Here is a 12,643-nt window from a genome sequence, read left to right as displayed (position 1 = left end):
GGCCCGATGAGCGGGCAGGAGGATGCGGACGACCGGCGGGCGTCCGTCGTCGTCATCGGCGCCGGGCAGGCCGGGCTCTCGGCCGGCTACCACCTGCGCCGCCGGGGGTTCACCGGCGCCCTGGACGAGGACGCCTCCGACCGCACCTTCGTCGTCCTCGACGCCGGCCCCGCGCCCGGAGGGGCCTGGCAGCACCGCTGGGAGTCGCTGCGCATGTCGACCGTGAACGGCATCTTCGACCTGCCCGACTTCCCGAAGCCTCCCATCGACCCCGAAGAGGCGAGCCGCGATGCGGTGCCCCGCTACTTCGCGGCGTTCGAGGAGCGGGCCGCGCTGCCGATCCTGCGACCGGTCTCGGTCGCCTCCGTCTCGCGCGCCGACGCCGACCCCGGCGGAGCGCTCCTCGTGGACAGCTCCGCCGGGCGGTGGCGCGCCCGCGCGATCGTGAACGCCACCGGCACGTGGAACAACCCTGTGCTGCCCCGCTATCCCGGCCGGGAGCGCTTCCGCGGCCGACAGCTGCACACCCGCGACTACGCGGGCGCGGAGGAGTTCGCGGGGCTCCGCGTCGCCGTCGTCGGGGGCGGCATCTCGGCGCTCCAGCAGCTGGAGGAGATCTCGCGCGTCGCGACCACGTTCTGGTACACGCGCCGCGAGCCGGTGTTCCGCGACGGCTCGTTCAGGCCGGAGGTCGAGGGGCGCGAGGTCATCGCGCGGGTCACCGCCGACGTGGAGGCCGGCAACCCCACCGGCAGCGTCGTCTCCTACACCGGGCTCGCCAGGCTCCCCTACGTCCTCGCGGCGCAGGAGCGCGGCGCGCTGCGGCGGCGCCCCATGTTCGCGGCGATGGAGCCCGCGGGCCTGAGGGAGTCGGACGGCGCGTTCACGCCGGTCGACGCGATCCTCTGGGCCACGGGCTTCAAAGCCGACCTGGCGCATCTCGACCCGCTCGGGCTGCGCAACGACCGGGGCGGGATCGAGATGCGCGGCACCCGGGTCGCCCACGAGCCCCGCGTCCACCTCGTCGGCTTCGGCCCCTCGCAGTCCACGGTCGGGGCGAACCGCGCGGGCCGCGCCGCCGCTCGGGAGCTCGCCCGCCTGCTCGATGCGGGATCGGCCCCGGAGCGCGAGACGGGCCCGCGGCCGACCCCTCCGACCTCCTCGTCCGGCCCATCGGAGCGGAGAACCTCTCCGTGACCGGCCAGGTCGTCTTCATCGACGGCGGCGCCGAGAGCATCCGCCGCGACGACGCCGTCTGACGAGAGCCGGACGGGCCGCGGCGCGGGGCGCACCGCGGCCTTGGCTTCGGCCCCGACCGGCGTAGACTGGCCTTTCCTCTCTGACGCGAAGGATGCAAGTGCCAGCGCAAGATCCAGCCACGCAACGCGGGGGGCGCACGCTCGACCCCTGGTATGACAACTACGCGCGCCGGACCTCCGGCCTGACCGTAAGCGAGGTGCGAGCGCTCTTCGCCGTCGCCTCGCGGCCCGAGGTGGTCTCGCTGGCCGGCGGCTCGCCGTTCGTCTCGGCCCTCCCGGAGGAGCTCGTCCGCGGCGCGTTCGACCGCATGATGCGCGAGCACGGCGCCGACGCCCTCCAGTACGGCGGCGGGCAGGGCATCCCGCAGCTGCGGGAGCGCATCCTCGAGCTCATGGCCCTCGCCGGCATCAGCGGCGCCTCGGCCGACGACGTCGTCACGACCACGGGCTCGCAGCACGCGATCGACCTGGTGACCAAGCTCTTCATCAACCCCGGCGACGTGATCCTGCTCGAGACCCCGAGCTACGTCGGCGCGCTCGGCACCTTCAAGTCCTACGAGGCCGACGTCCGCCACGTCGACATGGACGAGGAGGGGCTGAACCTCGAGGCGCTCGAGGAGGCCATCCGCCGCGCCCGCGCCGAGGGCAAGGCCGTCAAGTTCCTCTACACGATCCCGAACTACAACAACCCCACGGGCGTGACCATGTCCGCCGCCCGCCGCCGCGAGGTGCTCGACCTGTGCATCCGCGAGGGCGTGCTGATCGTCGAGGACGACCCCTACGGCCTGCTCTACTTCGACGAGCCCTCGCCCAAGGCGATCCGCTCGCTCGACGAGGAGCACGTGCTCTACCTCGGCTCCTTCTCGAAGATCCTCTCGCCCGGCGTGCGCGTGGGCTTCGTGCTCGCGCCCCACGGCATCCGCGAGAAGCTCATCCTCGCCGTCGAGTCCTCCATCCTCTCGCCCTCCACGCTCAACCAGTGGCTCGTCACCGAGTACCTCGAGGGCAGCGACTGGCAGGCCCAGATCGACACCTTCCGCCATACCTACCGCGAGCGCCGGGACGCGATGATGGCGGCGCTCGAGGAGCACCTGCCGCAGCTCAGCTGGACCGTGCCCAAGGGCGGGTTCTTCACGTGGGTGCAGCTGCCCGAGACGCTCGACTCCAAGCAGATGCTGCCGCTCGCGACGAAGGAGCTCGTCGCCTACACGCCCGGCACCGGCTTCTACGCCGACGGGCGCGGGCACGACAAGATCCGCCTCTCGTTCTCGCTGCCCGCGCCCGAGCGCATCCGCCTCGGCGTGCGCCGCCTCGCGAACGTGATCAACGACGAGCTCGAGATGATCGAGACCTTCGGCGGCTTCCAGAAGCCCGCGGAGGACGACAACCGCTTCGCGTCGGCCCCGCCCGACCTCGTCTGAACCGACCAGAGAGTAGGAACCCCATGTCGATCGAAGACCGTCACGTCGTGATCCTCTCCGGAGGCATCTCGCACGAGCGGGATGTATCGCTCCGCTCGGGCCGCCGGGTCGCGGATGCCCTCATGCGCGCGGGCGCACGGGTCACGGTGCGCGAACCGGACGAGACGCTGCTGCCGTGGCTCGAGGAGCACTTCGAGGAGGTCGACGTCGTCTGGCCGGTGCTGCACGGCACCTCGGGCGAGAACGGCGCGCTGTACTCGCTGCTGCGGGCGCTGGAGATCCCCTACGTCGGCTCGCGCCCCACGGCCGCCAAGCTCGCCTGGAACAAGGCGTCGGCGAAGGCGATCGCGAAGCGCTCCGGGCTGCGCACGCCGCAGTCGATCGTGCTGCCCAAGGACACCTTCCGCGAGCTCGGCTCCGCGAGCGTCATCTCGGCGATCGCGCGCGGGGTGGAGTTCCCGGCCGTCGTGAAGCCCGTCGAGGGCGGCTCCGCCCAGGGCGTCTCGTTCGTGGAGGAGACCTCGCAGTTCTCGCGCGCGCTCGTGACCGCGCTGACCTACTCGGACGGCGTGCTCATCGAGAAGAAGATCATCGGCACCGAGGTGTCGGTGGGCGTGCTCGACCTCGGCGAGGGCCCCTTCGCCGTGCCGCCCGTGGAGATCGTGCCGCACAGCGGGGTCTACGACTACGCCTCCCGCTACAACGCGGGCGAGACGACCTTCTACGCGCCCGCGAGGCTGCCCGCCGAGCTCATCGACCGGCTCTCGGAACTCGCGCTGCAGGCTTACTCCGTGATCGGGCTGACGGATGTGGCCCGGGTCGACTTCATCGTCGACCAGCAGGGCGAGCCGTGGTTCATCGAGGCCGACCCGATCCCGGGCATGACCGAGACCTCGCTCGTGCCCCTCGGCATCGAGGCCGCCGACCTCTCGCTCTCGGACGTGTACTCGCGCCTCGCCGCGCACGCCGCCGACCGCGGGCCCCGCAATACGCCGGAGCAGCCGGCCTCCTAGCCGGCGGGCGGATGGGGCGGATCCGCGGGTGCGGGTCCGCCTATCCGCAGCGCTGCGCCGATGGGGTGCATGGCGCCGCCGAGCCGCATATCGAGCCGGCGCCGCTATGCGCCCCATCCCCGTTCGCCCGGATCGGACCGCGAGCGTCACCCGGATGGGACCACGAGCCCCGGCATGCCGGTGTGAGGGGGCCCCGATTCTGCGCCCCTGGGGCGTAGGGCCCGGCCGACCGGATATCCGGCTCCGGGCGGCCATCCGGCCCTGCCTCACACCTCCACGAGCTGCGAGAGCGCCTTGCGGGCGCGCATGTGCGGTCCGGGGGCGTTGATCGTCTCCACGGCCACGACCCGGCCTTCGCGGAGCCGCTCGACGACGAGCTTCCCCGCATCGGTGCGCTCCACGACCCTGGCCTCGTCGCCCGGCATGGCGATGCCGGCGATCTGCAGGCGGCGATCGCCCTGCGTGCTCCAGAACCACGGCACCGCGCGATACGGCCCGACGGCCTTGCCCGTGAGCGCATCCGCGACGTAGCGGGCCTGGTCGGTCGCGTTCTGCACCGACTCGACCCGCATGTCGATGCCGGCATAGGGATTCGGGTACCGGGCGCAGTCGCCGATCGCGAGGATCCGCGCATCGCCCGTCCGCAGCCGCTCGTCGACCACGATGCCGCCGGCCGTCTCGAGTCCGGCGTCCGCGGCCAGCTCGTCGCGCGCGATCGCGCCGATGGACAGCACGACTCGCGCGGCGGGCAGGACCTCGCCGTCCGCGAGCCGCACGCCGGTCACGCGCCCCGCCTCGCCGACGAACGACTCGATGCTCGCGCCGCACCGGATGCGCATCCCGCTCGCCGCGTGGTGCTCCTCGAGCGCGTTCGCCGCCGCCCTGCTCAGCACGCGCCCGAGGATCTGCGGGGCCACCTCGAGCACCGTGGCCGTGCCGTGCCTGGCGGCCTCCACGGCCACCTCGAGGTTGAGGAATCCACCCCCGATGAACACGGTGTCCCCGGCCGCCGCGAAGTCCTCGCGCAGGTGGTCGGCGTCGGCGATCGTGCGGATCGCGTGGATGCCCTCGAGCTCCCCGCCCGGCAGCTCGAGGCGCCGCGGCACCGATCCGGTGGCGATGACGAGGGCGTCGTAGGGCAGCGATTCGCCGCCGGAGAGCACCACGCGCTGTTCTTCTCGGAGGATGCGCTCGACGCTCGTGCCCTTGCGCAGCCGCACCCGGTCCTTTGCAAGCGCCTCCTCGGTGCGCAGCCATAGCTCCTCGGGCCCCTCGGCCCCGGAGAGGTACCCCTTCGACAGCGGCGGCCGCTGATAGGGCGCATGCCGCTCGTCTCCGACGAGGTGGATCTCGCCGAGCCAGCCCCGTTCGCGCAGCGCGATCGCGACGGTCAGGCCGGCCTGGCCGGCTCCGATGATGACGACGGTACCGCGCATGCTCACACCTGACTCGAGGGAAGGCGGACCTCGAGCTCGGCGAAGTCCTCGCCGGCGCTGAGCTGACATCCGAGCCTGCTGTTCTCGCGCCGCGGGTCGGCGGTGCAGTCGAGCATCTCGTCCTCGTCCTCCCCGATCTCCGGGAGCTCGCCCTCGACCCGCTCCACGAACACGTGGCAGGTGGCGCACATCGCCTGACCGCCGCATTCCCCGACGATGCCGTCGACGCCGTTGAGGATCGCGGCGCGCATCACGCTCTGACCCTCCTCCGCATCGATCTCCCGCCGATCTTCCGAACCGATGTAGACGATCCTGGGCATCATTGCCTCCTTGCAACGCATCCTTCGTCGTGGTGGTTTCACCTGCGAACGATCATGGCGCGAGGTCTACCACTGGGGAAGCGGGAATATCCGCTGTATTTCCACGTGGAATCCGGGATACTGGGGGCATGATCGACGATGATCGCCAAGAACTTGCGCCTGCGCGGCAGGCGCCGCCGCTGCCGTTCACCTTCCGGCAGCTCGAGTGCTTCCTCGCCGTGGCCGAGAGCGGCTCGATCTCGCGAGCCGCCGCCCGGATGCGGGCATCCGACTCCGCCGTGGCCGATTCCATCACCGCGATGGAGCGATCGCTCGGCGTCGAGCTGTTCCGGCGGCAGCGATCGCGGGGCGCCACCCTCACCTCGGACGGCCTCACCATCCTGCCGATCGCAAGACGCATCCTCACCGACGGGGCGGAGCTCGGCGCCTCCGTCGGCCGCCACTCGCACGCCATCGTCGGGCCCGTGCGCATCGGCCTGGGCGGCACGCTCGCGAGCCTCATCCTGCCCCAGCTGCTGACCATGACCATGCAGGAGCACCCGGGCATCCACATCGACTACCGCACCGGAGACCTCACCACGCTCCTCGATGCGGCGGAGCGCGCGGAGCTCGACCTCATCGTGACCTTCGACCTCGACGTGCCGCCGGAGTACCAGCGGGTCTCGCTCGGGACCACGCAGGCCATGCTCGTCGTCGCCGAGGACCATCCGCTCGCCGCGCTCGACGCCGTCCCCCTCGAGATGGTCGCCGAGGAGCCCATGGTGCTCCTCGACATCGTCGCAAGCCGCATCTACACGCTCGAGATCATGTCAGGCAGGGGCATCACCCCGCGCATCGTGCATCGGACGCCGGACTACGAGCTCTGCCGCTCCCTCGTCGGCCGCGGACTGGGCTACACGCTGCTGATGAAGCGCAACGTCTCCACCGAGACCTGGGACGGCAGGCGCGTGGTCTACCTGCCGCTCGACCCGCCGCCGCGCCCGGTGGACGTGCTCGTCACGTGGCCGCACAGCCCCATCCCTCCACGGGTGGCCGCGGTGGTGGCGTGCGCGAAGCGCCTCCGGTCGGAGGTCGCGGCGATCATGAGCTGAGGGATTTCCCGGCTTCTGCGGGGTACCACACCGGAAAACACCGGTTGCTCCGGGAATCGGCAGGAACGAGTATGGCAATCGTCGCACCGTTCGCGACGAGCCCGACATCCCTGCAAAGGAGCAGTCCGATGACGCCCACGCTCATCTCCGCCGATATCCCGGTGGCCGATTGGTTCGACCCGCACGAGGCCATGGTCGATCCGTACCCGCAGTTCGCGCGGCTGCGGGCGCTCGGCCCGATCGTCCACGCGCCCGCGGTGGGGCGCGTGTTCCTCACCACCCACGAGGCGGTGAGCGGGGCCGAGCGCCGCCCCGAGATCTTCAGCTCCTACTCCGAGCAGAACCTCACGATGATGCGCGCCCTGGGTGGCAGGCCCATGCTGCGGAAGGACGACCCCGAGCACGCCGCCGAGCGCTCGGCGATCAACCCGACGCTGCGGCCGAAGGCGATCACCTCGGTGTGGTCGCCGCGGTTCGCCGAGAACGTGGCCGTCTGGGCGGAGCACCTGCTCGAGATCGGGCCGGAGCGCGCCGATCTCAACAGGGATTTCGCCGCGCCCGTGGCGAGCCAGAACCTCATCGACCTGCTCGGCTTCCCCGAGGAGGTGGATGTGGAGAGCATGCGCCGGTGGTCGACCTCCTACATCGCCGGCATCGGCAACCTCCTCGACGACGCGGCGATCTGGCGGCGATGCGATGAGAGCCAATCGGAGGTGGACGCGCTGCTCGACGAGCTCCTGCCGCGCCTGCGCGAGGCGCCGGACGGATCCGTTACCTCCCATCTGCTGCAGGTGGGGCTGCCGGAGGAGGTCGTGCGCGCGAACGTGCATCTCACGATCTCCGGCGGCATGAACGAGCCCCAGCACATGATCACCAACATGGTCTGGGCGCTCTCCCTGCATCCCGAGCAGCGCGATGCCGTGCTCGCCGGGGAGGTCTCGTGGGGGGACGCGTTCGAGGAGACCGCCCGCTGGCAGTCGCCCATCGGCATGATCCCCCGCGAGGTCGCCGTCGATTCGGAGTTCCTCGGCGCGCAGCTGCCCGAGGGCACGAACGTCGGGCTCCTCCTCGCGAGCGCCAACCGCGACGAGCAGGTCTTCCCCGACGCCGACCGCTACGACGCGCGCCGCACCGCGCGCGGGCACCTCGCGTTCGGCAGCGGCGTCCACATGTGCGCCGGCCGCTGGGCCGCCAAGAACGCCATCGCCGAGCACGCCCTGCCGGCGCTCTACGAACGCATCCCCTCGCTGCGGCTGGACCCCGAGCGCCCGACCCTCTGGGACGGCTGGGTCTTCCGCGGCATCACCGCCCTTCCCGTCACCTGGTGACGAACGACCGATTTCGACAAGGACGTCAAATCATGACTACGAAAACCGCACAACCGACGAGCACCCCGCACGAACGGCGAAAAGTCATCGCGGCCTCGGTGATCGGCACCACGATCGAGTGGTACGACTTCTTCATCTACGCCTTCGCGGCGAACCTCGTGCTGGCGCAGCTCTTCTTCGAGCCCGCTGGCGAGGGGATGATGCAGATCCTCTCGCTCGTCACGATCGGCCTCTCGTTCCTGTTCCGCCCGCTCGGGGCCTTCCTCGCCGGCCACTTCGGCGACAAGCTCGGCCGCCGGCCGATGCTCGTGCTGACCCTGCTGCTGATGGGCATCGCGACCACCGGCATCGGCCTGCTGCCCACCTACGAGACCGTCGGTATCGCCGCGCCGATCCTGCTCATCCTCCTCCGCATCCTCCAGGGGCTCTCCGCCGGCGGCGAATGGGGCGGCGCCGTGCTCATGGCCGTGGAGCACGCGCCCACCCGCAGGCGCGGGCTGTTCGGCATCATGCCGCAGCTCGGAGTGCCGTTCGGCATGCTGCTCGCCTCGGCGATGCTCGCGGTGATGCAGCAGATCGCGCCGGGCGACGCGTTCGCCGCCTGGGGATGGCGGGTACCGTTCCTGTTCTCCGTCGTCCTCATCGTCGTCGGCCACCTCATCCGCAAGTCGGTGGACGAATCCCCGGTGTTCAGCGAGATCGCGGAGACTCGGCAGCAGGAGTCGGCGCCTATCGTGCAGGTGTTCAAGCAGCACACCCCGCTGGTGCTGCTGTGCGCCCTGTTCTTCGCGGGGAACAACGCCGTGGGCTATATGCTCACGGGCGGCTACGTGCAGGGCCTCGCCTCCCGCCCCGAGGAACAGGGCGGGCTGGGCTACAACCCGGTGCACGTACAGCTAGCGGTGCTCACCGCGGCGGTCGTGTGGGCGCTCTCCACGCTGATCGCCGGCATGCTGACCGACCGGTTCGGCCGCAAACCGGTGGTGACGGCGGGCTGGTTCATCCAGGCGGCGGGCATCGTCCCGCTGTTCCAGTTCGTGTTCACCGGCGGGGTCGGGGGCGTGCTCCTCGGCTGCTGCCTGCTCGCCGTCGGCCTCGGCATCACCTACGGCCCCCAGGCCGTCTGGTACGCGGAGGCGTTCCCGGCCTCCATCCGCTATTCCGGCATCTCCATCAGCTACGCGATCGGCGGGGTGCTCGGCGGCGCCTTCGCTCCGACGATCGCGCAGGTCCTGCTGCAGTCCTTCGGAACCACCTGGGCGATCGTGTTCTACCTGCTGTTCATGACGGCGATCGGGCTCGTCGCGACGTCGCTGCTGCGCGACCGTACGGGGGTGCCGCTCGATCTCGAGTTCGAGCGAAGCGGTCGGTGGAAGGACTGGCGACCCGCGCGGTCGTGAGCGGCGGGGGCCTGGCCGATCCGGTTCTGAGCCTCCCGGGGTCTGGCCCGCGCGGCCCTGACCCGTCCGATCCTGACCCGTCCGATCCTGACCCGTCCGATCCTGACCCGTCCGATCCTGACCCGTCCGATCCTGACCCGTCCGATCCTGACCCGTCCGATCCTGACCCGTCCGATCCTGACCCGCTCGGGTCTGCCCTGCCTAGTTCTGAGCCGACCGGCCCTGACCCGGCCAGCCCTAACCGGCTTGGCCTTGAGCCGCCCGCCCTGACCCACCCAGCCCCAACCGGCGCGGCCTACCGATCCGATCGGCGCTCATCCTGCCGGTTCCGACCTGCCCGACCAGCACGGCGCCGCCCCATGGAGGGGCGGCGCCGTGCTGGTCGTCTCATCGGGATGCGTGAGGGGCTGGAGCCTCCAGAATGCGGGGCTGGAGCGTCCAGGAGACGAGCACACCGCGTGCCGGCGGGCCTCATCGCGGCCGGCGGGGCCCATCGCGGCCGGCGAGCCTCGTCGGCACGCGCGCTTACGACGCTTGGAGCGCCTCCAGTCGCAACCATCACGCTGCGCAGAGCTCGTCCTCCGAGCCCTGTTCACGCGATCCGGTCAGCTGTCGGTCTGTTCCTCGCCGATGGCCTCCAGGATGCGGTTGAGGTCGGCGACCGAGGCGAAGTCGATGTTGATCTGCCCCTTCGTCTTGCGCAGCACCACCTTCACGCGGGTGTTGAGGCGGTCGCCGAGCCGCTCGCCCACCTCTGAGAGGTGGGCGTTGAGCGAGTCGCTGCCGACCTGCTGCTTCGACTCGGGCTTCTCGGTGCCGATCGTCATCCGGGCGGCTGCGAGCTCGGCTTCGCGCACCGAGAGCTGCTCGTTGATGATCTTCTCCCCGAGCCTGGCCATGAGCGCGGGTTCGCCTACGGAGAGGATCGCACGCGCGTGCCCCGCGCTCAGCACCCCGGCCGCGACCTGCCGCTGCACCTCCACCGGCAGCTTGAGCAGCCGGAGCGTGTTCGAGATCCGCGGCCGCGAACGGCCGATGCGGGTCGAGAGCTCCTGCTGCGTGCAGCCGAAGTCGTCGAGCAGCTGCTGGTACGCGGACGCCTCTTCGAGCGGGTTGAGCTCGGCGCGGTGCAGGTTCTCGAGGAGCGCATCGCGGAGCATGTCCTCGTCGTCGGTGTGGCGGATGATGGCCGGGATGCTGTCGCGCCCAGCCGCCTTCGTCGCGCGCAGACGGCGCTCGCCCATGATGAGCTCGTAGTCGCCCTCGCCGGTGCGCGGATCGCCTTCCTGCAAGGGACGGACCACGATCGGCTGGAAGACGCCGAACTCTCGCACGGAGGTGATGAGCTCGTCGAGCGATTCCTGGTCGAACTCGGTGCGCGGCTGGCGCGCGTTCGGCACGACCCGATACGGGTCGAGCGTGGCGAGCTGCGCGCCCGGGATGGGGAGCAGGTCGTTCTCGACCGCATCCGCCTCGTCGTCGACGGACTCCACGATTTCACCGGTGTGCGCGTCGACTCGGACCTCGGCGTCTTCCACCGCGTCTTCCGATGCAGCAGCATCCGGAGCGGTCGTGCTCGTCTCCGCCTCGGATGCCGCTTGCGCCTCGTCCTCCTCAGGTTTGGAGGCCGGCTTCACCGCACGCTTTGTTTTCGTATTTTTGTTCGATTGACTCTTCGGTGCGGATTTCGATGACTTCGGAGTACTTCCGGTCGGCTCGAGATTCGACTCGGCAGGATCCGTTTCAGCGATCTGCGTTTCTGGATCGGTCTTTGCCGATTCGGCGTGACGACCGGTCGGTGCGGACCCGTCGAAGAAGACGTCGACTGCTCGGTCCGTTGTGGCAGGCCCTTGCGGGATGAGCGCGCTGAGACCTCGGCCCAATCCCGAGCGTTTCTTAGTGGCCATTCTTGGCTGCTCCTCGTTGTGCGATTTCCAATGCTGCTTCCTTGTAGGCGACCGCGCCGACACCCTCCGGGTCGTAGGAGATGACGGTTTGGCTGAAGCTCGGGGCCTCCGACACGCGAACCGATCGGGGGATCTCGGTGTCGAGGGTTTCCTTGGGGAAGAACTCGCGGACGGATTCGGCGACTTCGCGCGAGAGGTTCGTGCGCCTGTCGTACATGGTGAGCAGGATCGTGCTCACGACGAGGTCCGGGTTCAGGTAACCGCGCATCTGCTCGATCGTGTCGCGGAGCTGCGTGATGCCCTCGAGGGCGTAGTACTCGCTCTGGATGGGGATGAGCACTTCGGTCGCCGCGACGAGTGCGTTGACCGTGAGCAGGCCGAGCGCAGGAGGGCAATCGATGAAGATGTAGTCGAATCGCTTGCCCGCAGTCTCCTGCTCGTCGAGGAAGGATTCGAGCGCGCTGCGAAGCCGCGTTTCGCGGTTCTCGAGCGGAACGAGCTCCACATCAGTGCCCGCGAGATTGAGCGTGGCCGGGCTGCAGAAGAGGTTGGGGACCTCGGTGCATGGCTGGATGACCTCGGAGAGGGGGATGTCCTCCAGCAGCACTTCGTAGGAGCCGATCGCGTCACCGCGATGATCGATGTTGAGCGCCGTGGAGGCGTTGCCCTGCGGGTCGAGATCGATGACCAGCACTCGAAGTCCGAACGTTGCCAGCGCAGCAGCCAGGTTCACCGTGGTCGTGGTCTTCCCCACGCCGCCCTTCTGGTTCGAAACTGCCAGGACACGAGTTTTCCCAGGTCGAGGCGCACTTTTCTTCTTCAGGGTCTTCTTCTTGGCGTTGAGTTCAGCGATCTGTCGGGCGATCGGCGAGTCGAAGACATCGCTCATGCTGGCAGCACCTTTCTCCCGAACCGTGGTCGGTGTCGATTTCGATCCGAGACCTCCATCTTGGTCGACAAGGCAGGGAAAACGAAGTGACTCGCGGCCATGTGCATAACTCCGTTTCACGTGGAACATGAGGGTTCCGTGCCATTACGACAGTACCGTCGACCCGGCTCGCGGAGGCTCAGAGAGCGTTTCACGTGGAACGGTAACCGCCGGCAGTGCCCGTTCCCAAGGTCTTCGTCGCTGTGCCTGACTGTTGATAGCGGGAGAATAATGTTCGTGGCGTTCCACCGAACCAAAGATGGGAAGACACGATCGTGGAGGGAGGGCGCGGTTGTGCTCGCTGACCGTCTTGCTGCACCGATAGGGTTGCGCGTACCGAGGCGAACAGTCATCGGCCATCCATCGCTTGCTGCAGAGTCGAGCGGCCGAGCCGACGGTGATGCGAGAGACGATCATGATCATGCGAACGCCAACTCGCTGCATAAGCGATGGCCGACTCATCATCGTGCTGGTTGGTTCGTGGATGAGGTTCGGACGTTCGTTCCGGTGCTCCGTCGAGGTCCTCGGGAGAACCCCTCG

At 69.5% G+C, this 12,643-nt stretch carries 10 protein-coding genes; 6 read left to right on the top strand and 4 right to left on the bottom strand.

Annotated features, from left to right (window positions below; all coding sequences use genetic code 11):
• The first annotated feature begins 6 nt into the window (after positions 1–6).
• From FM112_RS09005 to FM112_RS08995, 3 genes are all read left to right on the top strand, one after another.
• The gene (locus FM112_RS09005) at positions 7–1,197 is read left to right on the top strand and encodes an NAD(P)-binding domain-containing protein (protein ID WP_087006659.1); all 1,191 of its coding nucleotides are present in this window, start codon (positions 7–9) and stop codon (positions 1,195–1,197) included.
• Between the two features lie 160 nt (positions 1,198–1,357).
• Positions 1,358–2,680, top strand: coding sequence for a PLP-dependent aminotransferase family protein (locus FM112_RS09000; RefSeq protein ID WP_254910429.1), 1,323 nt, complete (start codon positions 1,358–1,360; stop codon positions 2,678–2,680).
• 23 nt (positions 2,681–2,703) lie between these two features.
• Complete coding sequence (locus tag FM112_RS08995; RefSeq protein WP_087006654.1) at positions 2,704–3,693, top strand: D-alanine--D-alanine ligase; 990 nt, start codon at positions 2,704–2,706, stop codon at positions 3,691–3,693.
• Between the two features lie 266 nt (positions 3,694–3,959).
• Here the strand turns inward: FM112_RS08995 and FM112_RS08990 are convergent, their stop codons facing one another.
• Together FM112_RS08990 and FM112_RS08985 are read right to left on the bottom strand one after the other, a co-directional pair.
• Positions 3,960–5,129, bottom strand: coding sequence for an NAD(P)/FAD-dependent oxidoreductase (locus FM112_RS08990; RefSeq protein WP_176386760.1), 1,170 nt, complete (start codon positions 5,127–5,129; stop codon positions 3,960–3,962).
• A gap of 2 nt (positions 5,130–5,131) precedes the next feature.
• Entirely contained in the window at positions 5,132–5,452 is a 321-nt protein-coding gene (locus FM112_RS08985; RefSeq protein ID WP_369678165.1) for a 2Fe-2S iron-sulfur cluster-binding protein, read from the bottom strand.
• Positions 5,453–5,577: 125 nt separating this feature from the next.
• On the opposite strand from FM112_RS08985, the gene FM112_RS08980 reads away from it, so the two are divergent.
• The 3 genes from FM112_RS08980 to FM112_RS08970 all read left to right on the top strand — a co-directional run bounded on the left by FM112_RS08980 (position 5,578) and on the right by FM112_RS08970 (position 9,268).
• A complete protein-coding gene (locus FM112_RS08980) occupies positions 5,578–6,540 on the top strand; it encodes a LysR family transcriptional regulator (protein ID WP_087006650.1) in 963 nt (320 codons plus the stop codon).
• Between the two features lie 128 nt (positions 6,541–6,668).
• Complete coding sequence (locus FM112_RS08975; RefSeq protein WP_087006648.1) at positions 6,669–7,868, top strand: cytochrome P450; 1,200 nt, start codon at positions 6,669–6,671, stop codon at positions 7,866–7,868.
• Positions 7,869–7,900: 32 nt separating this feature from the next.
• Entirely contained in the window at positions 7,901–9,268 is a 1,368-nt protein-coding gene (locus FM112_RS08970; RefSeq protein WP_087006646.1) for an MFS transporter, read from the top strand.
• Between the two features lie 605 nt (positions 9,269–9,873).
• Here FM112_RS08970 and FM112_RS08965 read toward each other — a convergent pair.
• A complete protein-coding gene (locus tag FM112_RS08965) occupies positions 9,874–10,905 on the bottom strand; it encodes a ParB/RepB/Spo0J family partition protein (RefSeq protein WP_369678164.1) in 1,032 nt (343 codons plus the stop codon).
• A gap of 259 nt (positions 10,906–11,164) precedes the next feature.
• Positions 11,165–12,064, bottom strand: coding sequence for a ParA family protein (locus tag FM112_RS08960; protein WP_087006642.1), 900 nt, complete (start codon positions 12,062–12,064; stop codon positions 11,165–11,167).
• Positions 12,065–12,643: the final 579 nt, after the last annotated feature.

This window comes from Gulosibacter sp. 10 (assembly GCF_900163695.1).
Taxonomy (GTDB): domain Bacteria; phylum Actinomycetota; class Actinomycetes; order Actinomycetales; family Microbacteriaceae; genus Gulosibacter.
This window is presented reverse-complemented; position numbering and strand designations above follow the sequence as displayed.